Annotated in this window: 25 protein-coding genes; 6 read left to right on the top strand and 19 right to left on the bottom strand. The window is 74.2% G+C overall.

Annotated elements, in window-relative coordinates:
- Window positions 1–1,245, bottom strand: a 1,245-nt coding sequence (locus L332_RS0115525; RefSeq protein WP_052588715.1) for a PrsW family intramembrane metalloprotease, incomplete at its 3' end; no start/stop codon positions are given.
- Window positions 1,246–1,274: 29 nt separating this feature from the next.
- The gene (locus L332_RS25840; protein ID WP_021065081.1) at window positions 1,275–2,771 is read right to left on the bottom strand and encodes an aspartate ammonia-lyase; all 1,497 of its coding nucleotides are present in this window, start codon (window positions 2,769–2,771) and stop codon (window positions 1,275–1,277) included.
- Between the two features lie 118 nt (window positions 2,772–2,889).
- Here L332_RS25840 and L332_RS25835 point away from each other — a divergent pair, with 118 nt between their 5' ends.
- The gene (locus L332_RS25835) at window positions 2,890–3,510 is read left to right on the top strand and encodes a hypothetical protein (protein WP_021011219.1); all 621 of its coding nucleotides are present in this window, start codon (window positions 2,890–2,892) and stop codon (window positions 3,508–3,510) included.
- Window positions 3,511–3,525: 15 nt separating this feature from the next.
- Here L332_RS25835 and L332_RS25830 read toward each other — a convergent pair whose 3' ends face one another.
- The 4 genes from L332_RS25830 to L332_RS25820 are packed head-to-tail and all read right to left on the bottom strand — an operon-like array spanning window position 3,526 to window position 7,483.
- Entirely contained in the window at window positions 3,526–4,752 is a 1,227-nt protein-coding gene (locus L332_RS25830; RefSeq protein WP_021011218.1) for a kynureninase, read from the bottom strand.
- Entirely contained in the window at window positions 4,749–5,780 is a 1,032-nt protein-coding gene (locus tag L332_RS30415) for an amidohydrolase family protein (RefSeq protein WP_021011217.1), read from the bottom strand. The genes L332_RS25830 and L332_RS30415 overlap by 4 nt, the downstream gene beginning before the upstream one ends.
- Window positions 5,777–6,643 (bottom strand): tryptophan 2,3-dioxygenase, encoded by an 867-nt coding sequence (locus L332_RS25825; protein ID WP_021011216.1) that lies wholly within the window; start codon window positions 6,641–6,643, stop codon window positions 5,777–5,779. Before L332_RS25825 ends, L332_RS30415 begins: the two co-directional genes overlap by 4 nt.
- Window positions 6,644–6,691: 48 nt before the next feature.
- The gene (locus tag L332_RS25820) at window positions 6,692–7,483 is read right to left on the bottom strand and encodes a N5-glutamine methyltransferase family protein (RefSeq protein WP_021011215.1); all 792 of its coding nucleotides are present in this window, start codon (window positions 7,481–7,483) and stop codon (window positions 6,692–6,694) included.
- A 24-nt stretch (window positions 7,484–7,507) separates the two neighbouring features.
- Here L332_RS25820 and L332_RS25815 point away from each other — a divergent pair, with 24 nt between their 5' ends.
- Window positions 7,508–8,803, top strand: a complete 1,296-nt coding sequence (locus tag L332_RS25815) for a M20/M25/M40 family metallo-hydrolase (protein WP_021011214.1) — start codon at window positions 7,508–7,510, stop codon at window positions 8,801–8,803.
- Window positions 8,803–9,207, top strand: a complete 405-nt coding sequence (locus tag L332_RS25810) for a hypothetical protein (protein ID WP_021011213.1) — start codon at window positions 8,803–8,805, stop codon at window positions 9,205–9,207. Before L332_RS25815 ends, L332_RS25810 begins: the two co-directional genes overlap by 1 nt.
- 170 nt (window positions 9,208–9,377) lie before the next feature.
- Here the strand turns inward: L332_RS25810 and L332_RS25805 are convergent, their stop codons facing one another.
- The 8 genes from L332_RS25805 to truB form a co-directional block, all read right to left on the bottom strand.
- Window positions 9,378–10,319: a cation diffusion facilitator family transporter gene (locus L332_RS25805; RefSeq protein WP_021011212.1), complete on the bottom strand. Its 942-nt coding sequence runs from the start codon at window positions 10,317–10,319 to the stop codon at window positions 9,378–9,380.
- An 8-nt stretch (window positions 10,320–10,327) separates the two neighbouring features.
- Entirely contained in the window at window positions 10,328–11,203 is an 876-nt protein-coding gene (locus tag L332_RS25800) for an aldehyde dehydrogenase family protein (RefSeq protein WP_021011211.1), read from the bottom strand.
- Window positions 11,200–12,642 (bottom strand): aldehyde dehydrogenase family protein, encoded by a 1,443-nt coding sequence (locus L332_RS25795; RefSeq protein ID WP_021011210.1) that lies wholly within the window; start codon window positions 12,640–12,642, stop codon window positions 11,200–11,202. Before L332_RS25795 ends, L332_RS25800 begins: the two co-directional genes overlap by 4 nt.
- 7 nt (window positions 12,643–12,649) lie before the next feature.
- Entirely contained in the window at window positions 12,650–13,660 is a 1,011-nt protein-coding gene (deoC, locus tag L332_RS25790; RefSeq protein ID WP_021011209.1) for a deoxyribose-phosphate aldolase, read from the bottom strand.
- Window positions 13,661–13,771: 111 nt separating this feature from the next.
- Window positions 13,772–14,722: a bifunctional riboflavin kinase/FAD synthetase gene (locus L332_RS25785; protein WP_021011208.1), complete on the bottom strand. Its 951-nt coding sequence runs from the start codon at window positions 14,720–14,722 to the stop codon at window positions 13,772–13,774.
- Window positions 14,719–15,057, bottom strand: a complete 339-nt coding sequence (locus L332_RS25780; protein WP_235045094.1) for a hypothetical protein — start codon at window positions 15,055–15,057, stop codon at window positions 14,719–14,721. Before L332_RS25780 ends, L332_RS25785 begins: the two co-directional genes overlap by 4 nt.
- 111 nt (window positions 15,058–15,168) lie before the next feature.
- Window positions 15,169–15,540: a hypothetical protein gene (locus tag L332_RS25775; RefSeq protein ID WP_021011206.1), complete on the bottom strand. Its 372-nt coding sequence runs from the start codon at window positions 15,538–15,540 to the stop codon at window positions 15,169–15,171.
- On the bottom strand, window positions 15,537–16,436 hold the full coding sequence (gene truB, locus L332_RS25770) for a tRNA pseudouridine(55) synthase TruB (RefSeq protein ID WP_021065079.1): 900 nt from the start codon (window positions 16,434–16,436) through the stop codon (window positions 15,537–15,539). The genes L332_RS25775 and truB overlap by 4 nt, the downstream gene beginning before the upstream one ends.
- Before the next feature lie 75 nt (window positions 16,437–16,511).
- Between truB and L332_RS25765 the strand changes: the two genes are divergently transcribed.
- Window positions 16,512–17,513 (top strand): ketopantoate reductase family protein, encoded by a 1,002-nt coding sequence (locus L332_RS25765; RefSeq protein WP_021011204.1) that lies wholly within the window; start codon window positions 16,512–16,514, stop codon window positions 17,511–17,513.
- Here the strand turns inward: L332_RS25765 and L332_RS25760 are convergent, their stop codons facing one another.
- Window positions 17,514–18,215 (bottom strand): nucleoside/nucleotide kinase family protein, encoded by a 702-nt coding sequence (locus L332_RS25760; protein ID WP_021011203.1) that lies wholly within the window; start codon window positions 18,213–18,215, stop codon window positions 17,514–17,516. It abuts the gene before it with no gap.
- A 17-nt stretch (window positions 18,216–18,232) separates the two neighbouring features.
- Window positions 18,233–19,585 carry a DUF418 domain-containing protein gene (locus L332_RS25755; RefSeq protein ID WP_021011202.1) on the bottom strand — a complete coding sequence of 451 codons (1,353 nt, stop codon included), beginning with the start codon at window positions 19,583–19,585 and terminating at the stop codon, window positions 18,233–18,235.
- Window positions 19,586–19,647: 62 nt separating this feature from the next.
- Here L332_RS25755 and L332_RS25750 point away from each other — a divergent pair, with 62 nt between their 5' ends.
- Window positions 19,648–20,520, top strand: coding sequence for an HhH-GPD family protein (locus L332_RS25750; protein ID WP_021011201.1), 873 nt, complete (start codon window positions 19,648–19,650; stop codon window positions 20,518–20,520).
- A gap of 30 nt (window positions 20,521–20,550) precedes the next feature.
- Window positions 20,551–21,981, top strand: coding sequence for an RNB domain-containing ribonuclease (locus tag L332_RS25745; protein ID WP_021011200.1), 1,431 nt, complete (start codon window positions 20,551–20,553; stop codon window positions 21,979–21,981).
- A gap of 29 nt (window positions 21,982–22,010) precedes the next feature.
- Here the strand turns inward: L332_RS25745 and rbfA are convergent, their stop codons facing one another.
- From rbfA to L332_RS0115515, 3 genes are all read right to left on the bottom strand, one after another.
- The gene (gene rbfA / locus L332_RS25740; RefSeq protein ID WP_021011199.1) at window positions 22,011–22,460 is read right to left on the bottom strand and encodes a 30S ribosome-binding factor RbfA; all 450 of its coding nucleotides are present in this window, start codon (window positions 22,458–22,460) and stop codon (window positions 22,011–22,013) included.
- A 61-nt stretch (window positions 22,461–22,521) separates the two neighbouring features.
- Window positions 22,522–25,224: a translation initiation factor IF-2 gene (gene infB, locus L332_RS25735; protein WP_021011198.1), complete on the bottom strand. Its 2,703-nt coding sequence runs from the start codon at window positions 25,222–25,224 to the stop codon at window positions 22,522–22,524.
- A gap of 110 nt (window positions 25,225–25,334) precedes the next feature.
- Window positions 25,335–25,577 (bottom strand): YlxR family protein, encoded by a 243-nt coding sequence (locus tag L332_RS0115515; RefSeq protein ID WP_021011197.1) that lies wholly within the window; start codon window positions 25,575–25,577, stop codon window positions 25,335–25,337.
- Between the last annotated feature and the right edge of the window lie 4 nt (window positions 25,578–25,581).

Genomic DNA, 25,581 nt, shown 5'->3' with positions numbered 1-25,581 from the left:
GTGAGGCACCTCGGGCGGCATGGCGCCGTAGCGCTGCACGGGCCCCTGCCCCGCCGGCACCTGGGCTCCCGCGGTGACCGGGACGGGCTGGCCGATCGCGGCGCTCGCCATCGTCCGCCGGTGGTGCATGAGGTCGGCGAGCAGGGTCGCCTCGTCGGCGACGAGCCGCGAGCGGGCGCGCTCCCGGCCGAGCAGTGCGTGCTGGCGGTGGTTCGCGAGCCGCGTCGCCGTGAGGATGTACTCGCGCATCGACCTGCGCAGGCCGCGGGAGCGCGCCCACTCCATGAGCGCGGCGCGACCCTCGCTCGAGGCTAGCCGGTCGACCTCCTCGCTCGAGAACCAGCCGGCGCGGCCGTACTCGTCGAGCCGAAGCCTCGTGAGCTTGATCTCCTGGCGCAGCAGCAGCCACACCGCGACCGCCGCGAGCACGCACAGCGGCACCTGCACGACGAGGTAGTAGACGAAGAAGCCGACGGTGCCGCCCGGGACCCACCAGCTCGCGGAGTTCCAGAGCGCGTGGAGGGCCGCCGAGACGAACCAGCCGACGGGGCCGGCGAGGAGGATCCACCAGCGCGAGCGCAGCCTCGCCGCGAAGCCGAGCGCGAGCCCGATGCCGACCGCGGTGAAGATCGCGTGCGTGAGCGGGCTCATGATGCCGCGCAGGAAGAAGATGAACGAGCCGTCGCCGCTCTCGGCGAGCGAGGTGCCGAAGTAGAGGATGTTCTCGGTGAAGGCGAAGCCCGCCGCCGACAGCGCCGCGATCACGACGCCGTCGACAGGGCCGTCGAAGCTGCGCCGGAAGCAGAGGAACATGATCGCGACCGGCACGCCCTTCCACAGCTCCTCCGTCACCGGCGCCTGGATGACCGTCGCGTAGAGCTCGTACTGCTCGGCCGTCCGCAGGAAGGGCGCGACGAGGGGCTCGAGCACGAAGCCGTTGAGCGCGAGCGTCAGCAGCACGGCCGCGATGCCGCCCCACAGCGCCGCGAACCACAGCGCCACGCGCGGCTCGGGCTCCCAGCGGTCGATCGCGAGCACCGCCCAGAGCACGAAGCCGAGCGGCACGAGCGCCATGACGCCGGAGACCGCGACGAGCAGCGGGCTGCCGATCGCGCCGCCGAGGAACCAGATGACGAGGAAGGAGGCGAGCGCGAGCACGCCGATGCCGACGAGGCCGAACACGAGCCCGGCGCTCGGGCCCTGCTGGCGCCGCAGGGGCGAGAGCGACGACGTGGTGGCGTTCACCCCGCGAGCGTACCGAGCGGCGGTGCCCCTCAGCCCTCGTCGTCGGGCAGGATCACCGGGATCGCCGCGGTCGCGGGGTGCAGTCCCGACAGTCGCGCGGGCTCGAGCAGCTTCTCGACGCGCTCGCGCTCCATGAGGCCCGCCTCGACGACGAGGTCGGCGATCGACTTGTGGCCCGTGAGCGCCTCCTTGGCGAGCTGCGCGGACGCCGCGTAGCCGAGGTAGGGCGTGAGCGCCGTGACGACGCCAACGGAGCTGCCGACCATGAGGTCGAGCCGCTCGTGGTTCGCCTCGATGCCGTCGACGCAGTTGACGCGCAGCGTGAGGCACGCCTGCGTCATCCAGTGCAGGCTCTGCAGGATCGAGTGGGCGATGACCGGCTCGAACGCGTTGAGCTGCAGCTGGCCCGCCTCGGATGCCGCCGTCACCGTCGCGTCGGAGCCGATGACGGCGAACGCCACCTGGTTGACGACCTCCGGGATGACCGGGTTGACCTTGCCGGGCATGATCGACGAGCCGGCCTGCTTGGCGGGCAGGAAGATCTCGCCGAAGCCGGCTTGCGGGCCCGAGGAGAGCAGGCGCAGGTCGTTGCAGATCTTCGAGAGCTTCACCGCGGCGCGCTTGAGCGTGCCGGAGACGAGCATGAACACGCCCGTGTCGCTCGTCGCCTCGATGAGGTCGGCGGCGGGCACGATCGGGAGCCCCGTGAGCTCGGCGAGGTGGCGGGAGGCCGCCTCGGCGTAGCGTGGGTCGGCGGTGATGCCGGTGCCGATCGCGGTGGCGCCGAGGTTGACCTCGCCGAGCCACTTGATGGTCTCCTCGAGGCGGTCGTAGTCCTCGCGCAGCGTCACCGCGAAGCCGCGGAACTCCTGCCCGAGCGTCATCGGCACGGCGTCCTGCAGCTGCGTGCGGCCGACCTTGAGCACGTCGCGGAACTCGACCGCCTTGCGGTCGAACGCATCCGCGAGCCTCGCGAGCTCGTCGAGCAGGCGCCGGAGCGTGAACGCCATCGCGACCTTGATCGATGTCGGGTACGTGTCGTTCGTCGACTGCGAGCGGTTGACGTCGTCGATCGGGTGGAAGTGCTCGTACTGCCCCTTCTGGTGGCCGAGCTCGACGAGGCACGCGTTCGCGATGACCTCGTTCGTGTTCATGTTGGTCGAGGTGCCCGCGCCGCCCTGGATGACGCCGACCTTGAACTGGTCGTGCAGCTCTCCCCCGCGGATGCGGATGCAGACGCGGTCGATGAGGTCGGCCTTGTCGGGGTCGAGCACGCCGATCTCGCGGTTGGCGCGCGCGCACGCCTGCTTGACGACCGCGAGCGCGTTCACGAGGTCGGAGTAGACCGAGATCGAGCGGCCCGTGATGGGGAAGTTGATGAGGGCGCGCTCGGTGTGGATGCCCCAGTAGGCGTCGGCGGGGACGGGCAGCTCGCCGAGCGAGTCGCGCTCGAGGCGGGTCGGTCCGGCGTAGTGGTGCTCGCCCTGCGGGGCCGGGTCGAGCTTGTACTGGGGCGTGTCGGTCACGGTGGCTCCTTTGCCGCGGCGGCGCGCCGATCGGGCGCGGTGGGGTGCGTGGGGGCGGGGTTCTCCCGCTCCTCCGAGCCTAGCCCGCGCGCATGGGCGGCGCGGGTATCGTGCTGGGGTGCATCGCCTGAGCCTCCCCCTCGCCGCCCTCGCCGCGCTCGCGCTCGTCGGCTGCTCCTCGACCTCGCCGGAGCCGAGCGCGGAGCCGACGCCCGCCCCGACCGCGATCGGGCCGCTCCCGGGCGCGAGCGAGTCGCCGATCACGGCCGAGGGCGACCCCGACGCGCCCGAGGGCTACCCGATCGCGCCGCCGACCGAGTTCCCCGAGTGCGCCGAGATCGCGCCGGCCGTCGCGGAGCTCACGAGCGGGCTCTCGTTCGACCAGGCGGCGAGCGACGCCCAGGACCAGGAGGACGTCGCGGTCGAGCGGCAGTGCGCGTGGACCGCGGGCGGCGACACGCTGCGCCTCACGCTGAGCGGCATCACGTTCGCGCCCGACGAGCTCGTCGCGATCTCGGGCTCGCGCCTCATCGTGTCCGACGCGGGGGCGAACGAGCGCGGCCTGTTCGTGATGGGCGTCGGAGAGCCGCCCGTGCTGAGCGAGCGCTTCGCGGGCACCGTCAACCTCTTCGACCAGTTCGAGACCGTCTCGGTCGGCTGGGACGGCGGCGAGGCCGCGTTCACGGGCCAGCAGGCCGTCGACGCCGCCGTCGCGGTGCACGAGGTCATCCGCGGCTAGCCGCGGTTCCTCGGACTAGCGCAGCGCCCGCCGCAGCTCCTCCCCGAGCGCGGCGACGCCGACATCGACCTCGGCGAACGTCGTCGACAGCGGCGAGAGCCCGATGCGGATGCCGTCGGGCGCGCGGAAGTCGCCGATCACGCCCCGCTCCCACAGCCGCGCGTTGACCTCCCGGAACGACGGATGCGTCACCGTCAGGTGGCTGCCTCGGTGCGGCCCGGCGGGCGGGCTCGCGAGCCGCGCCCCGAGCGGCAGCACGTGCTCGGCGAGCGCCGCCTCGGCGAAGTCGGTGAGCGCGATGGACTTCGCCCGCACGGCGTCGATGCCGACCGACTCGACGAGCTCGACCATCGCCTCGAGCGCGACGGTCGCGAGCACGGGCGGCGTGCCGCTCAGGAAGCGGCCGAGCCCGGCTGCCGGTTCGAAGCGCGGCCCCATCGCGAACACGTCGGCCGCGCCCATCCACCCCTGGATCGGCTGCGCGAGCCGCTCGTGCAGGTCGGAGCGCACGTACCCGAACGCCGGCGCGCCCGGCCCGCCGTTGAGGTACTTGTACGAGCAGCCGACCGCGAGGTCGACGCCGTGCTCGTCGAGGCCGACGGGGATGACGCCCGCCGAGTGGCACAGGTCCCACAGCACGAGCGCTCCCGCGTCGTGCGCGGCGCGCGTGATGCCGGCGACGTCGGCGACGAAGCCCGAGCGGTAGGCGACGTGGCTCAGCAGCACGAGCGCCGTGCGCTCCCCCACCGCCTCCTCGACCTGCTCGAGCGAGACGCCCCCGGCGGGGTCAGCCTCGATCCAGCGGATCGTGCAGCCGCGCTCGGCGGCGATGCCCTCGACGATGAAGCGGTCGCTCGGGAAGTTGTCCTCGTCGATCACGATCTCGGTGCGGCCGCGCTCCGCTTGCGCGTCGACGGCGGCGCGCGCGAGCTTGTAGAGCAGCACGGTCGTCGAGTCGCCGACGAACACCTGCCCGGGCCCGGCGCCCACGAGCGCGCCAATGCGATCCCCGAGGTCGAACGGCCGACGCATCCACTGCTCGTCCCACGAGCGGATGAGCCGCTCGCCCCAGTCGCGCTCGATGAAGTCGCCGTAGCGCTGCGGCAGCGAGCGCAGCGGGCGGCCGAGCGAGTTGCCGTCGAGGTAGGCGACGACGTCGCCGCCGCGCACGAAGCGGTCGACGTGCTCGGCGAGCGGGTCGGCGGCGTCGAGCTCGGCGGCGCGGCGGGCGAGGTCGGTCATGCGGATGCCTCCTGGTCGAACCACGTGTAGGGCAGCGATCGAGCGCGGTGCAGGTCGGCCAGCAGCGACTCGTCGTCGACGACGTCCCCCGCGACCGTGCCGACCATCGGACCGGGCGGGAGCAGCCGCTCGGAGAGCAGCGCGTCGACGAGCGCGGTGCCGTCGATGCCGGCGCGGCGGAGCCCAGCGATCTCGGCCGGGTCGAGGTCGAAGCGGTCGAGCCCGTTGCCGAGGTCGGTGCCGTAGGCGACCGATCCTCCTGCGGCGGCGAAGCGCGCCAGGTTGTCGGTCGCGATCGCGAGGGCGCGCTCGTCGCCGTCGCGCTCGTGCATCGCGAGGGTCGAGATCCACGTCTGCCGGGGCGCGGCCGCGCGGATCACGGCGTCGTCGAGGGGCTCGGTCCACGGCGCGTGCGCGAGCACGTCGACGCCCGCCGCGATCGCTCGCTCGACCTGCCCCGCGCCGCGCGCGTGCGCGACGACCGGCAGCCCTGCCTCGCGCGCCTCGGCGACGAGCACGGAGAGCACATCGTCCTCCAGCACGGGTCCGTCGTCGCTGCTGAGCGTGACCTTGATCGCGGCGGCGCCGGCCTCCGCTTGCGCGCGCACGGAGCTGGCCGCCTCGCTCGGCGTCGAGAGCTCGACCACCGATCCCGGCGGCGCCCAGGAGCGATCCGACGGGTAGCCGCCGACGGCCGCGTGGAACGGCCCGGCGAAGCGCGCCTCGACGCCGCGATGCGCGGCCGCGACCGCGTCGACGAGCGCGGGCAGCTCACTCGGCGCCCAGCCGAGGTCGAGCACGCGGCCGAGCGCGGTCGGCTCGTCGCGGGCCGCGTCGCAGAGGCCGAGGTGCACGTGCGCGTCGGTGAGCGGCGGCATGAGCGCTCCCTCGATGCGCGCCAGCCGCCGCGGCGCGTCGCCGTCGGGCACGAGCCGCAAGCCGGTCGCGCTCAGCTCGACCACCGCATCCGCCACCCACCGACCGCCGATGCGCGCGTGCGCGACGCGGGCGACGACCGGTGCGATCACGTGCCGATCCGCGTGCGGACGGCGTAGAGCTCGGGGAAGAAGGTCAGGTCGAGCGCGCGGGCGAGGAAGTCGACGCCGCTCGAGCCGCCCGTGCCGGTCTTGCGACCGATCGTGCGGGTCACGGTGCGCAGGTGCCGGAAGCGCCAGAGCTGGAAGTTGTCCTCGAGGTCGACGAGCTCCTCGCACGTCTCGTAGGCGCGCCAGTCGGGCGCTCCCGGCTCGGCGGCGCCCTCGTAGATGCGCTGGAGGACGGGCACGAGCGACTCGGTGTAGACGTGCGCCTTCGTGACGTCGCGCTCGAGCACCTCGGCGGGCACGTCGTGGCCGTGGCGCGCGAGCAGCCGCAGGAACTCGTCGTAGAGGCTCGGCCGCTCGAGCTCGGCCGCGAGCGCCGCGTGCTCGGCGGGGCTCGACTCGAACACCTGCAGCATGCGCTCGTGCTTGTTGCCGAGCGCGAACTCGACCATGCGGTACTGCGCGCTCTGGAAGCCGGATGCGCCCTCGAGGGCGCCGCGGAACTGCGCGTACTCGGTGGGCGTGAGGGTCGCGAGCACCGACCACTGCTGCGTCAGCACCTCCTGGATGTGCTTGACGCGCGCGATGCGCTTGAGCGCCGCGCCGAGGTCGTCGGCCGCGAGCAGCCTCCTCGCGTCATCGAGCTCGTGGATGACGAGCTTGAGCCAGAGCTCGGTCGTCTGGTGCTGGATGATGAAGAGCATCTCGTCGTGGTGCTCCGGGCGGCTGCGCGGGTGCTGCGACGCGAGCAGCGAGTCGAGCCCCAGGTAGGAGCCGTAGGTCATCCGCTCGCGCAGGTCGGTGACGACCCCGTCCTCGATCTCGCGGGTGTTGTGCTCGACGGACACGTCAGGCCTCCTTCGGCTCGGCCTCCACGGTAGTGGCAGGCGGCGCGGTCAGCGGGTCGCGACGAGCACGGTCGCGCCGAGCTCGTCGTCGGCGCGCACGGCCGAGTCGCGGAAGCCCGCCGCCGCGACGAGGTCGGCGGCCGCCTCGACCTGGAGCGGCGCGAGCTCCACGAGCGCGATGCCGCCGGGCGCGAGGAGCCGCACCATCGCGGGCGCGTGCTCGGCGAGCGGGTCGAGGCCGTCGACGCCGCCGTCGAGCGCGAGCAGCGGCTCGAACTCCGCCGCCTCGCGCGGGAGGTGCACGAGGTGGGCGGTGGGCACGTAGGGCAGGTTCGCGGCGATGACGTCGAAGGGCGCGGATGCGTCGAGGCCGTCGAGCGAGTCGGCACGGAGGACGAGCGCGCCCGGCAGGTTCTCGCGAGCGCAGGCGACCGCATCCGCGTCGGCGTCGATCGCGACGACCTCGACGCCCGGCACCCGGTGCATCGCGAGCGCCGCGATCGCGCCCGAGCCGCAGCCGAGGTCGAGCAGTCGCGGCGCTCGCGGCTCGCGCTCGGCGGCCTCGCGCAGCAGGTCGGCGGCGAGCGTCGCGAGCAGCTCGGTGCGCCGGCGCGGCACGAAGACCCCCTGGTGCACGGCGATGCGCAGCTCGGCGAAGCGCGCGCTGCCGACGATGTGCTCGATCGGCTCGCCGAGCGTGCGGCGCTCGACCATCATCTCGATCATCCACGGGTCGTCGATCCTCGCGGCGCGCTGCAGCTCGGCGAGCTCGCGCTCGGGGAAGACGCTCCCCGAGTCGCGCAGCGCCGCCAGCAGCTCGTCTGGCTCCCGCAGCTCCATCGCTCGCGACGATAGCCTGCCGACGTGCTGATCGCCGAGGACGCCGTCGACCACCTCATCGCGCTCGTGCGCGTGCCGACCGAGCGACCCGAGCAGCTGCCGGCCTTCCGGGCCGCGCTCGAGGAGCGATTCCCGCGGCTCTTCGCCGCGCTCGAGGTCGAGCTCGTCGGCGACACGATCCTCGCGCGCTGGCCGGGCCGCGGCGAGGGCCGCCCGGCGCTCCTCATGGCCCACCAGGACGTCGTGCCCGCCCCCGAGGCCGGCTGGACGCATCCGCCCTACTCCGGCCACCGCGACGGCACGCACGTGTGGGGGCGCGGCACCCTCGACGACAAGGGCTCGCTCGTCGCCATCTGCGTGGGCGTCGAGGCGCTGCTCGCGGCCGGCTTCGCGCCCGAGCGCGACGTGTGGCTCGTCTTCGGGCACGACGAGGAGACGATGGGCTCGGGCGCGGCCTCCGCGATCGCGGAGCTCGACGCGCGCGGCGTGCGGCCCGCGTGGGCGCTCGACGAGGGCGGCGCGATCATCGAGCCGCCCATCGCGGGGCTCTCGCGCGACGTCGCGGTCGTCGGGGTGGCCGAGAAGGGCTTCGCGAACATCCGGGTGCGCGTGGCCCAGGTGGGCGGGCACGCGTCGACGCCGCCGCGGCTGCCGGCGACGTCGCGGCTCGCGCGGGCGATCCGGCGGCTCGACCGCTCCCCCTTCCCCCGCTCGCTGCCCGAGCCGGCGCTGCGCATGCTCGAGCTGCTCGGGGCGGATGCGCCGGGCGCGCAGGGCGCGGTGCTGCGGCGCGTGCGGCGGGCTCGGCCGCTCGTCGAGCGGATCCTCGCGCGCGGCGACGAGACGCGGGCGATGCTCGCGACGACGGCGGTCGTGACGCAGCTGCAGGGCGCGGCGGCGCCGAACGCGCTCGCGGAGGAGGCGACCGCGGTCGTGAACGCGCGCATCGCGCTCGGCTCCTCGGTCGACGAGACGCTCGAGCACGTGCGGCGCGCGATCGCCGACCCACGCGTCGAGCTCGAGGTGCTGCACGGGCACGGGCCGAGCCCCGAGAGCCCGTCCGCCGGCCCCGGCTGGGACGCGATCGAGGCGGCGATCGCGAGGGCGCGGCCCGACGTGCAGACCGTGCCGTACGTCATGCTCGGCGGCACCGACAGCCGCCACGCGCACCGCATCACCGACCGCGTCTACCGCTTCGCGCCCTTCGAGATGACGCGCGAGGAGCGGCTCACGCTGCACGCGCGCGACGAGCGCATCCGCGTCGACACGTGGCTCGCCGGCTGCCGCTGGTACGCCGACCTCCTCGAGTCGAGCTGCTGATGACCCGCTTCGCGATCGACGCGCCGACGGCCCTGCGGATCGTGCGCGAGCGGGTCGACGTCGGCGAGCACTCCCTCGTGAGCACCGGGGCGCTGCGCTCGCAGGCGATGCAGCTGCTCTACGACGAGGTGCGCGCGGGCGCCCTCGACGAGGCGGAGGGGCGCGCGCAGCTCGAGGCGGTCGCGGCGCTCAAGGTGCGGCTGCTCGGCGACCGCGTCTCGCGCTCGGTCGCGTGGCGCATCGCCGCGCGGCTCGACTGGGCGGAGATCGGCGCGGCGGAGCTGCTCGCGGTCGCCTCGCTCCAGGCCGACGCGCTCGTCACGGACGACGAGCGGCTCGCGGCGGCGGCCGAGGGCGTCGCCCCGCGGATGCGGTGGGTCGACTTCGCGAGCGCCATCCGCTGACGCACGGCAGGCTCTCCGCGCCGCTGCGCCACGTGCGAGGGTGGTACCAGATGGTCGCTCGCAGCCTCGCCGAGCGGCACATCGGTACCACCCAGCCGCGACGGCGGTACCAGAGGGTCGCTCGCGCCCTCGCCGAGCGGCACATCGGTACCACCCAGCCGCGACGGCGCTCAGGCGTGGAGGTGCGGCTCGTGGTCGGCGTGGCCGGGCGGCTCGAGCTGGAAGGTGGCGTGCTCGAGCGAGAGCGGGAAGTGCTCGGCCGCGCACTCCTGCAGCGCATCGAGCACTCGCGGCGCGTGGCCGTCGGCGAAGCACGACTCCTCCACCACGACGTGCGCCGTGAGCTGGTGCAGTCCCGTGCCGAGCGTCGAGGCGTGCAGGTCGTGCACGGAGATGACGTGCTCGACCTCCATGAGGTGCGCGCGCACGTCGTCGAGGTCGAGCTCCTGCGGCGTCGACTCGAGCAGGATCCGGCCGCTGTCGCGCAGGAGGGCGAGCGAGCGCGGCACGATGAGCACCGCCACGAGCGCGCTCGCGATGAGGTCGGCCTGCTGGAAGCCCCACAGCCAGATCGCGACCGCCGCCGCGATCACCGCGACCGAGCCGATCGCGTCGTTCACGACCTCGAGGAACGCCGCCCGCAGGTTGAGGCTCGAGCCGCGGCCGCCCGCGAGCACCGCGAGCGCGACGAGGTTGCCCGCGAGGCCGATTGCGCCGAAGGCGAGCAGCAGCGGCCCCGGCACCTCGGTCGGCTCGGCGATGCGCCGCACGCCCTCGACGACCACGACGAGCGCGACGATGAGCAGCGCCGCCGCTTGCGCCGCCGCGGCGAGCACCTCGACGCGCACGAGGCCCCACGTGCGGCGCCCGCTCGGGGCGGCTTGCACGAGCCGCTGCGCGCCGAGCGCGACGCCGAGCCCCGCGACGTCGGTGAGCATGTGCACGGTGTCGACGAGCAGCGCGAGCGAGCCGGTGACGATCGAGCCCACGACCTGCGCGGCGAAGAGCGCCGCCGTGATGCCGAACGCGACCGCGAGCCGGCGCGAACCGACCGCGGCACTGCCATCGGCACTGCCGCCGACACCGGGGCTGTGCCCGTGGGACCCCGACATGCCCGCCGCTACATGCGCGACTTGGTGTGCCAGACGGTCTTCGTCTCCGTCAGGGCGAGGATGCGCTGCGGCGTCTCGGGCGCGATGCCCGGCTCGGGGCGGATGACGCGCTTGAGCGTGTCGGCCGCCGCGACCTCGAGCGCGACCCAGTCGAGGTCGCCTGCGCCCGTGAGGTCGAGCGCGTTGACGTCGGCGTGGCTCGCGAGCCACGGCGCGAGCTCGGCGGGGTCACCGGTGAGCACGTTCACGACGCCGCCGGGCAGGTCGCTCGTCGCGAGCACCTCGGCGAGCGAGATCGCCACGAGCGGCGACGACGCGGCGGGGATGACGACGACCGCGTTGCCCATCACGAGCGCGGGCGCGACGACCGACGTGAGGCCGAGCAGCCCTTGCGACTGCGGCGCGACGATCGCGACGACGCCCGTCGGCTCCGGCACCGAGATGTTGAAGTAGGGGCCCGCGACGGGGTTCGCGGAGCCCGCGACCTGGGCGATCTTGTCGGTCCAGCCGGCGTGCCACACCCACAGGTCGATCGCCTCCTCGACCTGCGCGCGAGCGCGCGCGGCCGAGAGGCCCTCGGTGCGCTGCAGCTCGTCGACGAACTGCGCCTTGCGGCCCTCGAGCACCTCGGCGACGCGGTAGAGCACCTGGCCGCGGTTGTACGCGGTCGCGCCCGCCCAGCCCGGCTGGGCCTTGCGGGCCGCGCGCACGGCCTCGCGCGCATCCTTGCGGGACGCCTTCGCGACGTTCGCGACAAAGCGGCCCTCGCCGTCGCGCACCTCGGTCACGCGGCCCGACTCGCTGCGCGGGAAGGCGCCGCCGATGAAGAGCTTGTAGGTCTTCGGGACGTCGAGGCGCGTGGTGGTCTTCGTGGTCGTGGTCATCGCTCGCCTGCCTTCAGGTACGCCTGCATGCCCTGCACGCCGCCCTCGCGGCCGTAGCCCGACTCCTTGTAGCCGCCGAAGGGGCTCGCCGGGTCGAACTTGTTGAACGTGTTCGTCCACACGACGCCCGCTCGGAGCTTGTCGGCGATCGCGAGCACGCGCGAGCCCTTGTCGCTCCAGATGCCGGCCGAGAGGCCGTAGGGCGTGTTGTTGGCCTTCGCGATCGCCTCGTCGGGCGTGCGGAACGTGAGCACCGAGAGCACCGGGCCGAAGATCTCCTCGCGCGCGATCGTCGACGACGCCTCGACGCCCGTGATGACGGTGGGCGCGAACCAGTAGCCCTCCTGCGGCAGCTCGCACGCGGGGCTCCACGCCTCGCCGCCCTCGGCGACGCCGCGGTCGACGAGCCGCGTGATGCGCTCGAGCTGCTCGCTCGAGTTGATCGCGCCGACGTCGGTGTTCTTGTCGAGCGGGTCGCCGACGCGGAGCGTCGCCATGCGCTCCTTCAGCCGGTCCATCACCGCGTCGTGCACGTTCTCCTGCACGAGCAGCCGGCTGCCGGCGCAGCAGACCTGCCCCTGGTTGAAGAAGATGCCGTCGACGATGCCCTCGATCGCCTGGTCGAGCGGGGCGTCGTCGAAGACGATGTTCGCGCCCTTGCCGCCGAGCTCGAGCGTGAGCTTCTTGTCGGTGCCCGCGAGCGCCTTCGCGATCTCGCGGCCCACCGCGGTCGAGCCCGTGAAGGCGACCTTGTCGACATCGGGGTGGCGCACGAGCGCCGCGCCCGTCGCGCCGTCGCCCGTCACGAGGTTGACGACGCCCGCCGGGAGCCCGGCCTGCTCGCACACCTCGGCGAAGAGCATCGCCGTGAGCGGGGTCGTCTCGGCGGGCTTGAGCACGACGGTGTTGCCCGCCGCGAGCGCGGGCGCGACCTTCCACGCGAGCATCAGCAGCGGGAAGTTCCACGGGATGACCTGCGCGGCGACGCCGTGCGGCCGCGGCGCGGCGCCGAGCCCGAGGTGGTCGAGCTTGTCGGCCCAGCCGGCGCAGTGGAAGAACCACTGGGCGACGAGCGGGATGTCGGCGTCGCGCGTCTCGCGGATCGGCTTGCCGTTGTCGAGCGACTCGGCGACCGCGAGCTCGCGGGCGCGCTCCTGCAGGATGCGCGCGATGCGGAAGAGGAACTTGCCGCGGTCGCGGCCCGACATCGGTCCCCACACGTCGCGGAAGGCCGCGCGCGCGGCGCGCACCGCCGCATCCACATCGCCCTCGTCGGCGTACGCGAAGGTCGCGATCTGCTGCTCGGTGCTCGGGGAGACGGAGGCGAACGGCTCGCCGCCGCCCGTCACCCACTCGCCGCCGATCCAGAGGCGGTAGTCCTCCCGCAGCGAGAGGATGGACGTCGACTCGGGAGCCGGCGCGTAGTCGAGGAATGCCATGGTGCCTTCAGTCGATCGTGACGTAGTCGGGGCCGGAGTAGCGGCCGGTGGTGAGCTTCTGGCGCTGCAGCAGCACGTCGTTGAGCAGGCTCGAGGCGCCGAAGCGGTAGAGCTTCGGGTCGAGCCACGCCTCGCCGCACGTCTCGGCGACCGCGACGAGGTGCTTGATCGCATCCTTCGCGGTCGAGATGCCGCCCGCGGGCTTCACGCCGATGCGCTCCCCCGTGAGCCGCTCCCAGTCGCGCACGACCTGCAGCATGAGTAGCGTGACGGGCAGCGTCGCCGCGGGCTGCACCTTGCCGGTCGAGGTCTTGATGAAGTCGCCGCCCGCGAGGATCGAGAGCCACGAGGCGCGGCGCACGTTGTCGTAGGTGTGGAGCTCGCCGGTCTCGAGGATGACCTTGAGGTGCGCGTACGAGCCGTCCGCGCGGCGGCACGCCTCCTTCGTCAGCACGATCTCGTCGAAGACCTTGCCGTAGTTGCCCTCGAGGAACGCGCCCCGGTCGATGACCATGTCGATCTCGTCGGCGCCCGCGGCGACGGCGTCGCGGGTGTCCTGCAGCTTGACCTCGATGCTCGCGCGGCCCGCGGGGAACGCGGTCGCGACGGCGGCGACGTTGATGCCGTCGTCCTTGCCGGCGCTCCACGCCGAGCCGAGCGCCTCGACGGCGTGGCCGACCATGTCGCCGTAGACGCAGACGGCGGCGGGCCGGGGCGTCGAGGGGTCGTTCGCGTCGGGCACGAGCGCCTTCGCGACGAGCGAGCGGACCTTGCCGCGCGTGTCGGCGCCCTGCAGGGTCGTGAGGTCGATCATGCGGATCGCGAGGTCGAGGGCCTGGGCCTTCGACGACGTCTTGATCGAGCGGGTGCCGAAGCGCGCCGCGCGGGCCTCGAGGCCGACCGCGTCGACCGCGGGCAGCCCCTCGAGGTGCCGCCGGAGGGCGACCTCGGAGAGGTCGCTGCCGAGCAGCTGGACGGCGCGCTCTGCGGGCGCGAGCGCTGCGCTGGTCGATGTCACGCTGTTCCTTCTTGCCCTGGCCGGGCCGCTCCCGCGGATCGGGGCGGCGGATGGGTCACGGCAGTCTACCGACCGGTGCCCCGCCCCGGTGCGGCGCGGCGGACCCGTCGGTCAGGCGGACGCGGCCGCGACGAGCTCGCGCGTGCGCTCGACGTCCCGGCCCATCTGCGCGACGAGCTCGTCGAGGCTCTCGAAGCGGTGCATCGGGCGCACGAAGTCGATGAGCTCGAGCTCGATCGGCCGGTCGTAGAGGTCGAGGTCGACGTCGAGGAGGTACGCCTCGACGGTCTTCGCGGCGACGCCGTCGAACGTCGGGTTGTCGCCGATCGAGACCGCCGCGGGGAAGGCGCCCGCGTCGACGCGCGCGATCGCGGCGTAGACGCCGTCGGCGGGCACGAAGCCCTCGACGGGCGAGCCGAGGTTGGCGGTCGGGTAGCCGAGCGCGCGGCCGCGCTGGAAGCCGCGCACGACGTCGCCGCGCAGCAGGTGCCGGCGGCCGAGCATCGCGTTCGCCTCCTGGATGCGGCCGAGGCCGAGCGCCTCGCGGATCCAGGTCGACGAGACGCGGCGGCCGTCGGCGAAGCAGATGTCGTCGATCGACTCGACGCGCGCGCCGCGCGGCTCGGCGTGCGCGCGCAGCATCGCCGCGTCGCCCGCGCCCCGGTGCCCGAAGCGGAAGTCGTCGCCGACGAGCAGCACGCGGGCGCCGAGCCCCTCGAAGAGCACGCGCTGCGAGAACTCCTCCGCCGGCTGCGCGGCGGTCTCGGCCGTGAACGGGATGACGACCACGCGGTCGGCGCCGGCGTCGCGCAGCAGCTCGACCTTGTGCCGCAACGAGACGAGCGGCAGGGGCGCGCGGTCGGGCCGCACGACCTCGAGCGGGTTGCGGTCGAAGGTGACGACGGTCGTCACGAGGCCCTCGGCGTCGGCGATCGCGCGGAGCTGCTGCAGGATGCGCCGGTGGCCGATGTGCACGCCGTCGAACTTGCCGATCGTGATGGCGCTCGGCGCCGCCTCGAGCTGCTCGACCCAGCCGAGCCCGCGCTCGGCGAGGTCGCTCACGCGGCCACCCGCTCGCTGCTCGCGCGCAGCCACCACAGGCCGAGGAACGGCAGCACGGCGGGGATGAAGAGGTAGCCCATGCCGAAGTAGCTCCAGACGGAGTCGTGCGCGAAGAGCTCCGGCGCGACGAGCGAGAGCGTGCCGACGACGAGCACGCCGACGAGCTCGAAGCAGACGGCCGCGAGCGCGACGCGACGCCACGCATCCCTCGGGCTCGCGAGCGCGACGGTCGCGACGATGTAGACGACGGCGGCGACGGCGCTCAGCGAGTACGCGAGCGGGGCCTCGTCGAAGCGCTGCACGATCTGCACGAAGGAGCGGCCCGTCGCGGCCATCGCGAGCACCGCGTACACCGCGATCAGGACTCGGCCGATGCCGGCGTGCTTGCGCTCATTCACTCGGTCGAGTCTAGCGATCTCGCGGTGGCCGCCCCGCCGCGGCGGCGGTCAGGCGATCTGCACGAACCAGATCTGGTGCATGCGGTAGACCATCACCGCGCACGCGAGGATGCCGATGCCGACGATGAGCGTCGACCACTGCCCCTTCTTGTCGACGAGCGCCCACAGCACCGCGCCGGGCGGGATGACGAGCGCGGTGAGCAGGTACGTCCAGTACTCGAGCAGGTCGCCCGTCGGGCCCGCGCCCGTGAACGGCGCGATGATCGACGCGATCGCCTGCACGACGAGCGCGAGCAGCGTGAACGCCGCGGCGCCGAGCACGAAGTCGTTGAACGGGCGCTTCATGAGCCCCACGACCGCGACGATCGCGCCGATGACGCCGAAGGCGATCGCCTGCGCGAGCATGAGCCAGCTGATCACGAGGCGCCCCCGGTCGGGAAGTTCGTCACGGGCAGCAGCCGTCGCCCCTCGGCGCGGGCGATGCCGACGAGCCGGTCGCCGTGCACGGCCGCGACGAGGCCGCGCTCCCCCTCGAGGGCGATCGTGCGGCGGCCGTGGGCGAGGTTCGCCGCGCGCTCGTCGTCGAGCAGGGCGACGGGCAGGATGCGGGAGGCGGCGCGGGCGGGCGGCTCCAGCAGCGCGCGAGCGCCGTCGGGCAGCGCGTCGGCGAGCGGCGCGCCCTCGACGTCGAACGGGCCGATGCGCGAGCGGCGGAGCGCGGTGAGGTGCCCGCCGACGCCGAGCGCCGCGCCGAGGTCGCGCGCGAGCGCGCGGATGTAGGTGCCGCTCGAGCAGTCGACGACGACGTCGACCTCGGCGCGCACGCCGGGCCGGAATCCGAGCACCTCGAAGCGCGAGACCGTCACGGGCCGGGCGGCGAGCTCGACCTCCTCCCCCGCGCGGACGCGCGCGTAGGCGCGCTCGCCGTCGACCTTGATCGCGCTCACCGAGGAGGGCACCTGCTCGATCTCGCCAGTGAGGGCCGCCATCGGTGCTGTGAGGTCGTCGCGCGTCAGGTGGGACGCATCCGCCGTCGTCGTCTCGTCGCCCTCGGCGTCGTCGGTCGTCGTCGTCGCGCCGAGCGCGATCGTGGCGGTGTAGGTCTTGTCGAGCCCGACGATGTGCGTCAGCAGCCGTGTCGAGGGGCCGACGCCGAGGATGAGCAGGCCCGTCGCCATCGGGTCGAGCGTGCCCGCGTGGCCGACCTTGCGGGTGCCGAGGGCCCGCCGCGCGCGGCTCACGGCGGTGTGGCTCGTGATGCCCTGCGGCTTGTCGACGAGCAGGATGCCGTCGGGGGCGTCGGTGTCGGAGGGCACCAGGCGAGTGTAGACGCTCGTCCCGGTCAGCTCCTGGCCGCCGGTCGCGGCCGGATCGGCCGGTAGCCTCCCAGCATGGCGAGCGAAGCGGAGCGGGCGCCCCGGCAGCGCGTCGCCGTCATCGGCGCCGGCGCGATCGGCGGCACCATGGCGGCGCTGCTGCAGGCCGCGGGGCACGACGTCACCGTCACGGCGCGGGGCGCGAACCTCGAGGCGATGCGCGAGCACGGGCTGCGGCTGCGCGGCGGCTTCGGCACGCACACCGCCGCCGTGACGGCGCTCGAGCGGCTCGAGGAGGTGCCCGACGTCGCGATCCTCGCCGTCAAGGCGACCGGCACCGCGGACGCGCTCGAGGCGAACCGCGGGCAGCTCGCCGACGTGCCGCTGCTCGTGGCGCAGAACGGCCTCTACGGCGAGCGCACGGCCGGGCGGCTGCTCGGGCACGAGCGCGTCGCGGGCGCGCTCTCGCTCATCGCCGCGAACTCGCTCGAGCCCGGCGTCGTGACGGTCACGGCCGCGAACCCGACGATCGTCGGCGGCGCCGAGGGCGAGCGCTTCGCGGCGCTGCTCGGCGAGGTGATGCCGATCGAGCGGACGGCCGACCTCGAGGGCTCGCAGTGGACGAAGCTGCTCATCAACATGGTCAACGCGATCCCCGCGATCGTCGGGCACCCGGTGCAGGACGTGATCGGCGACCCGGGGCTGCGGCGCGTGATGGTCGCCTCGATGCGCGAGTGCGCGCGGGTCGGCCTCGCGAGCGGCGTGCGCTTCCAGCCGATGCAGAGGCTCTCGCCCCTGCTCGTGCGGCTGCTCGCATGGGCACCGCACCGCGTCGCGCAGCAGGTGCCGCTGCGCATCCGGGCACGGATGGGCGAGGTGCCGAACCTCGGCTCGACGCAGCAGTCGATCCGGCGCGGGCAGCCGACCGAGGTCGACATGATCAACGGCGCGGTCGTGGAGGCGGCGGCGCGCGCCGGTCGCGAGGCGCCGGTCAACGCGGCGCTCGTGGAGCTCGTGCACGAGGTCGAGCGCTCTGGCCGCTTCCTGCCGGCGTCGGTCGTGCGGCAGCTCGCCTAGTCAGCAGGAGTCGGCGAACACCTGCACGGGGCGGCGCCAGTCGCTGTTCTCGACGATGAACGCCGCCTTCCGGCGCGGGTCCACGGCCCGCTCGTAGAGGTCGTGGGCCTCGCGGTAGCGGCGGTGCGACTCGTGGCGCAGGTCGGGGTGCGCGCCGTCCCGAGCGCGCATCCGCTCTCCCCTCGTGCGCTCGTCGGCGTCGAGGTAGACGACCGCGTGCCACTTGCCCGCGAGCGCCGGCCGCTGCAGGAAGACGCCGTCGACGACGAGCACGACGTCGGGCCCGGCGGTCTCCCACTCCATCTCGACGCTGCGGTCGGCGTGGAGGTCGAAGGCGCGCGTCACGAAGCCCGTCGACCCGCCCATCCGGAACGGGTGCAGCAGCACGCGGTCGAGCAGCTCGACGTCGAACGCGTCCTCGTAGTAGCCCTTCGGCGAGTCGCGCCCCTGCCGGTAGCGGAACGCCTGCGGTCGGTGGAAGTCGTCGGCGCTCGCGCGGAACGCCTCGACGCCCGCGCGCGCGAACGCGACCTGGAGCGCATCCGCGAAGCGCGTCTTGCCGACCCCGTCGCGCCCCTCGACGGCGAAGAGCCGGCGGCCGCGGGGGTTGCGGCGCAGCAGCTGGTCGACGAGGTCGGTGTAGAGCGCCTTCTGCTCGGGCGTCCAGGAGGCGGCCTGCATGAGCAGCGAGCGGTCGATCATGGCGTCAGCCTAGGCGCTCACGCGACGGGCGTCGGCGGGGCGACGGGCCGCGAGCCGTAGGCGAGGCGCCGCAGCAGCGCCTCGGCGGGCCCGCGCGTGCCGCGCGCGTCGAGCACGAGCGCGACGGCGACGCTCACGAGCCACGCGGCCACCGCGACGCCGGCCGCGGCGAGCGGCGTGAGCGTCGAGCCGAGCCCGAATCCCCACGCCGCGAGCGTCGGCACGAGCAGCACCGACTGCAGCAGGTAGCTCGAGAGCGAGCGCTTGCCGACCGCCGCGAGCGCGCGCACGACGATGCCGCGCCGCTCGCCGATCGCCGCCGCGGCGAGCGCGAAGAGCGCCGCGTAGCCGATGCCGCCCGCGACGCCCGCGAGGCTCGAGACGCCCATCGTGCCCCACGAGAGCGCCGGGTCGAGCACGAGTCCGGCGAACTGCGCCGCGGCGAGCGCGCCGCCGGCCCAGCCGATCGCGATGCCGACCACCGCGATGCCCACGAGCGTCCGCCGGTGGTCGCGCGGGCGGTCGAGCAGGCCGCGGCGAGCGGCGAGCATCCCGAGCACGACCGCGAGCGGCACGGTGAGCGCGAGCAGCTGCCCGGGCGTCGCGAGGAGCCACAGCCCCAGGCTCTGGAGCGCGAACCACGGGTAGCTCGGCTCGCCCGCGGGCGTCGCGAGACCGCCGCCCGCCAGGGAGGAGAGGTCGCCGGCGATGCCCGTGCCGAGCAGCAGTCCGCCCGCGAGGCTCATCGCCGCGAAGAGCGCGAGCAGGCCCGCGAGCACCCACGCGACGATGCGCAGCACGCGGTCGGAGCGGCGCAGCAGCAGCGCGACGACGACGAGCCCCGTGAGCCCGTAGGCGCCGACGATGTCGCCGAACCACAGCAGCAGCGCGTGCACCGCGCCGATCGCGACCATCCACGCGTGCCGCCGCTGCAGGATGCGCCGCGCCTCGCGCCACGGCGTGCCGGCCGCCGACTGCCGGCTGTAGAGCTGCCAGATGCCGTAGCCGAACAGGAACGCGAACAGCGGGTAGGCGCGCCCGTCGATCACGACGAGCGAGAGGAGCTGGTAGCCGAGGTCGGCACCGTCGTGGCCGAGCTGGTGCGCGCTCGAGAGCCCCTGCTCGCGGCCGTGGAGCAGCCACGGCACGTTCGCGAGCGCGATGAGCAGCAGCATGAGCCCGCGCGCGAGGTCGGGCGCGAGGCTGCGGCCCCGGGCGGCCGTCGCGGCGGCCGCGACGTCGACGGCAGGCTCGTGCCACGCCGGGGGCGCGGGCCAGGCGGCCGTGGGGATCGGCCCGCCGGCGGGCGTCGGCTGCGACGGATGCGGCTGCGGCGGTCGGGCGGGCGGCATCTGCTCGGCGTGGGTCATGCCTCGACGCTATCGAGGCGGTCTGCCGGGCCGGGGCCCGGTCGCGCGTCTACGCTGGCGGGATGCTCGGCGACCGCTCCACGACCGCGCTCGCGGACTGGTACCGCTCGAGCGCGCGCGACCTGCCGTGGCGGCGCCCCGACTTCGACGCGTGGGGCACGCTCGTGAGCGAGGTCATGCTGCAGCAGACGCAAGCGGCGCGCGTCGCGGTCGAGATCGACCGCTGGCTCGCGCGCTGGCCGACGCCCGCCGACCTCGCCGACGCGCCGACCCACGAGGTGCTCCGGCAGTGGGGCACGCTCGGCTACCCGCGCCGCGCGCTGCGGCTGCAGGACACCGCGCGCGCGATCGTCGAGCGGCACGGCGGCGAGGTGCCGCGCGACGTGCCGTCGCTCCTCGCCCTGCCGGGCGTCGGCGACTACACGGCGCGCGCGGTCGCCGTCTTCCACTTCGGCGACCGGCATCCCGTGGTCGACACGAACGTGCGCCGCGTCGTCGCGCGCGCCGTGCACGGCCGCGGCGAGGCGGGGCCCGCAGCCAAGCGCGACCTCGCCGACGTCGAGGCGCTGCTGCCCGAGGGCCGCGCCGACGCATCCGTCGTCTCCATCGCGCTCATGGAGCTCGGCGCCCTCGTCTGCACCGCCCGCGCCCCGCGCTGCGACGAGTGCCCGATCGCCGACGCGTGCGCGTGGCGGGCCGCGGGCTACCCGCCGTTCGAGGGCAAGCGCGCGCGGCGGCAAGCGCGGTTCGAGGGCAGCGACCGGCAGGCGCGCGGCACGGTGCTGCGCGCGCTGCGGGCGGTCGACGTGCCGCTCTCCCCCGCCGAGCTGCACGCGCGCTGGCACGACGCCGAGCAGCTCGAGCGCGCGCTCGCCTCGCTCGCCGCCGACGGCCTCATCGTGCGCGAGGCCGATGCCGTGCGGCTGCCCGACTGACGCTCGGGTGCGCTCGGTAGGTTGAGCGGCATGCCGGCTCGACACCAGCGCGTCACCGCTCCGAGCGACGACCTCGCCGCCGCCCTCGAGGCGATCCGCGTCGAGCTCGGGCTCGACGCGGCCTTCCCGCCCGCCGCGATCGCCGAGGCCGAGGCGTTCGCGGCCGCTCCGCGGCTGCCGGACGCCGACCGCACCGGCATCCCCTTCATCACGATCGACCCCGAGGGCTCGACCGATCTCGACCAGGCGCTGCACCTCGAGCGCGACGGCGACGGCTACCGCGTGCACTACGCGATCGCCGACGTCGCCGCGTTCGCCGAGCCGGGCGGCGCGATCGACGCCGAGGCGCGCCGCCGCGGCCAGACGATGTACGCGCCCGACGGCCGCGTGCCGCTGCACCCCGCGGTCGTGAGCGAGGGCGCCGCGAGCCTGCTCGCGGGCGAGGTGCGCGGCGCGTACGTGTGGTCGTTCGGGCTGGATGCGGCGGGTCGCGCCGTGCGCGTCGGTCTCGAGCGCGCGCGGGTGCGCTCGCGCGCGCAGCGCAGCTACGCCGAGGCGCAGCGGCTGCTCGAGGAGGGCGACGCGATGCTCGCGCTGCTGCGCGAGGTCGGCGAGCTGCGGATCGCGCTCGAGGCCGAGCGGGGCGGCGCGAGCCTCGACATGCCCGAGGAGGAGATCGAGCGCGACGGCGACGACTACCGCCTCGTGCGCCGCGAGCTGCTGCCCGTCGAGCGCTGGAACGCGCAGCTCTCGCTCATGACCGGCATGGAGGCCGCGCGCCTCATGCTCGGCGCGGGCGCGGGGATCCTCCGGACGATGCCGCGCCCGCCCGAGGCGGACGTACGCGCCTTCCGGGCGGAGGTCGCCGCGATCGGCGAGCCATGGCGCGAGGACGAGCACTACGGCGACTTCCTGCGGCGGCTCGACCGCTCGGAGCCGTCGACGCTCGCGATCCTGCAGGCCGCGCGGCGGCTGTTCCGCGGCGCGTCGTACCGCGTCGTCGACGAGGCGGCGGACGCGTCGGATGCGTCGGAGTGGGTGCAGGCGGCGATCGGCGCCCCGTACGCGCACGCGACGGCGCCACTGCGGCGGCTCGTCGACCGCTTCGTGCTCGCGCACTGCGAGGCGATCGCGAACGGGCGCGAGGTGCCCGCGTGGGCGACCCGGGGCCTCGAGGGGCTCCCCGAGATCATGCAGGAGTCGAGCCGGATCGCGGGAGCGCTCGAGCGGGCGTCGGTCGACGCGGTCGAGATCGCGGTGCTCAGACACCGCATCGGCGAGGAGTTCGACGCGGTGGTCGTCCAGGCGCGCAAGGAGGGCGCGACGATCCAGCTCATCGATCCGCCCACCGAGGCGATGTGCGAGACGGATGCGTCGCCCGGCGAGCGCATCCGCGCGCGGCTGACGGAGGCAGACCTCGCGACGCGCAGCCTGCGCTTCGCCGAGGCCGCCGCCGGCTGAGCGAGTCGTGGCTCAGCCGGCGGAGGAGCTCAGCTCGCGGCCGTCTCGTCGTCGTCCGCGTCCTTCGGCTTGCGGTACGGGTCGGCGTCGCCAGCGTACTGCGCCGCCTCCGCCGCCCGGTGCGCGGCGAGGTCGCGCTGGCGCGCCTCGTCGAGCAGGTGCTCGATCGACGCCGCGCTCTCGGGCAGCGCGTCGAGGTGGAACTCGATCGACGGCGTGAGGCGCAGCGAGAGGCCCTTGCCGATCTCGCGCCGCACGACGCCCTTCGCGCTCGAGAGCGCCTTGGCCGTCTCGTCGCGCTCCTCGTCGGTGCCGTACACCGTGTAGAAGATCGACGCGTGCTGCAGGTCGCCCGTCACCCGCACATCCGTGATCGTGACGAAGCCGAGCCGCGGGTCGCGCACCTCGCGCTCGAGGGCGCGCACGGTGATCTCGCGGATGCGGTCGGCGATCTTCCTCGCCCGGGGGTTCTCTGCCATGGGTTCCTCCTGTTGAGACGAGTGTGGGGCGGCCAGCAGCCGCCCCACACCGTACTGCGCGTCAGACGCGCGGCTTCTCGACCATCTCGATCGTCTCGATCTCGTCGCCGATCTGGATGTCGTTGAACCGGCCGAGCCCGATGCCGCACTCGAAGTCGGTGCGGACCTCGGTCACGTCGTCCTTGAAGCGGCGCAGCGACTCGATGGCGAGGCCATCGGCGAGCACGACGCCGTCGCGGATGACGCGGGCCTTGGCGTTGCGGGTGATCGTGCCGGAGCGGACGATGCAGCCCGCGATGTTGCCGAACTTCGAGGAGCGGAACACCTCGCGGATCTCGGCGACACCCGACTGGACCTCCTCGAACTCGGGCTTGAGCATGCCCTTGAGCGAGTTCTCGACGTCCTCGATCGCCGCGTAGATCACGTTGTAGAACCGCACGTCGACACCCTCTCGGGCGGCGCGCTCGCGGGCCTTCGTGTCCGGGCGGACGTTGAAGCCGATGATGACGGCCGAGTCGACGGTCGCGAGGTTGACGTCCGACTCGGTGATCGCGCCGACACCGCGGTGGATGATGCGCAGGTCGACCGTGTCGTCGATCTCGATCTTCATGAGCGACTCCTCGAGCGCCTCCACGGCACCCGACACGTCGCCCTTGATGATGAGGTTGAGCGTCTCGACCTTGCCCTGCTCCATCGCGAGCTTGAAGTCCTCGAGCGAGAGGCGCTTGCGGGCCTTCGCCAGCTGCGCGTTGCGCTCGACGGCCTCGCGCTTCTCGGCGATCTGCCGAGCCGTGCGGTCCTCCTCGGTGACGATGAAGGTGTCGCCGGCGCGCGGGACGCTCGAGAGGCCCTGCACCTGCACGGGCATCGAGGGACCGGCCTCCTGCACGAGCTCGCCGCGGTCGTCGACCATGGCGCGCACGCGGCCGTAGGCGGTGCCCGCGACGATCGCGTCGCCGACGCGGAGCGTCCCCGACTGGATGAGCACGGTCGCGACCGAGCCGCGGCCCTTGTCGAGCTTCGCCTCGATGGCGACGCCGCGCGCCTCCTTGTTGGGGTTCGCACGCAGGTCGAGGCCCGCATCCGCCGTGAGCAGCACGGCCTCGAGGAGGTCCTCGATGCCGGTGCGCGCGAGCGCCGAGACGTCGACGAACATCGTGTCGCCGCCGTACTCCTCGGTGACGAGGCCGTACTCGGTGAGCTGCTGGCGCACCTTCGCCGGGTTCGCCTCGGGCTTGTCGACCTTGTTGACCGCGACCACGATCGGCACGTTCGCCGCCTGGGCGTGGTTCAGCGCCTCGATCGTCTGCGGCATGATGCCGTCGTCCGCCGCGACCACGAGGATCGCGATGTCGGTCACCTGCGCACCGCGGGCACGCATGGCGGTGAACGCCTCGTGGCCCGGGGTGTCGATGAAGGTGAGCGCGCGGTCCTCGCCCTCGTGCTCCTGCCAGACCTGGTAGGCGCCGATGTGCTGCGTGATGCCGCCGGCCTCGCCGTCGATGACGTTGGCGCCGCGGATCGCGTCGAGCAGTCGCGTCTTGCCGTGGTCGACGTGGCCCATGACGGTCACGACGGGCGAGCGGTACTCGAGGTCCTCATCGGTCTCGTCCTCGAGCTCCTGCTCGATGTCGATGTCGAACGACTCGAGGAGCTCCTTGTCCTCGTCCTCGGGGCTGACGATCTGGATCTTGTAGCCCAGCTCGGCGCCCAGCAGCTCGAAGGTCGTCTCGTCGAGCGACTCCGTCGCCGTCGCCATCTCGCCGAGGTGGAACAGCACGGTGACGAGGTCGCCGGGCATCGCGTCGATCTTCTCGGCGAAGTCGGCGATGGATGCGCCGCGGCGCATGCGCACCGTCTCGCCCTCGCCGCGCCGGACCTTGACGCCGCCGATCGACGGCGCCTCGCGCATCTCGAACTCGAGCCGCTTCGTGCGCTTCGACTTGCGCGACTTGCCCTTGGCGCCGCCCTTGCCGAACGCGCCGGCCGTGCCGCCGCGACCGCGGCCACCGCCGCCGGGACGGCCCGCGAACGCGGGGCCGCCGCGGCCCGGAGCACCGGGAGCGGGAGCGCCGGGGCGCTGGAAGCCGCCGGGACGACCCGGACCGCCGGCGCGACCGCCGCCGGGGCGCGGGGCGCCGGGGCGGGGCGAGCCGGGGCGCGGCGCACCCGGGCGCGGGGCGCCGGGGCGCGGCGCCGCCGGGCGCGGACCGGCCGCGCCCTGCTTGCTCGTGAACGGGTTGTTGCCGCCGCGCGGACGGCCCATGCCCTGGCTCGACGCGAAGGGGTTGTTGCCGGGGCGCGGGGCGCCCGGGCGGCCCATCGGGCGCGGGATCGCGTTGGGCGTGGGCGCCGCGGCGCCGCCATCAGCGGGCTTCTCGGGGGTCGCCGGAGCGGCCGGGGCCTCGGCGGGGCGCGCGGGCGCGGCCTGCGGAGCCTCGGCTGCCGGTGCAGCGGCGGGCGCAGCGGGGGTCGCCGACGGTGCGGCGGGTGCCGCGGGGGTCGCCTTCGCGGCGGCCGGCTTCGCGGCGCCGGGCTTGGCGGCCGACTTCGCCGGGGCCTTCGCCGCCGGCTTCTCCTGCGCGGCCGCGGGCGCGGCGACGCCGTCCGCCTCGAGGGCGGCCTTGAGCTTGCGGGCGACCGGCGGTGCGATCGCCGAGGCGGGTCCCTTGACGAACTCGCCCATCTCCTTGAGCTTGGCCAGAGCGACCTTGCTCTCGACGCCGATCTCGGCGGCGATCTCGTGAACGCGTGGGTTTGCCACTTCTCTCCTGTCCTGGTCCGCCCAGGACAGGGCGGACGTCAATCGCTGACGGGTCTCATTTCGAGCCGCTCATCAGTTGTCCATGTGCCGTTCATTCCTTCGTTCAGGGCTCAGGCGAGCCCGTCCGCCCACCGTGCGATGGGCGAGGTATCGAGGTGCCGCTGGCGCAGTGCCCGCGGGAGCGAGCGGATCGCGCGCTCCGCGCACTGCTGCGTCGGATGCACCCACGCGCCCCGGCCCGGAAGCCGTCGACCCTCGTCGACGACCGCGGTGCCGCCCGGCGCAGCGATCCGCACGAGTTGTGCGGGTTCGGTGCGCGCGCGACAGCCGAGGCACGTTCGGATGGGTTCCACTCTA

Origin of the sequence: Agrococcus pavilionensis RW1 (genome assembly GCF_000400485.1) — a bacterium.
GTDB classification, from domain to species: domain Bacteria; phylum Actinomycetota; class Actinomycetes; order Actinomycetales; family Microbacteriaceae; genus Agrococcus; species Agrococcus pavilionensis.
This window is presented reverse-complemented; position numbering and strand designations above follow the sequence as displayed.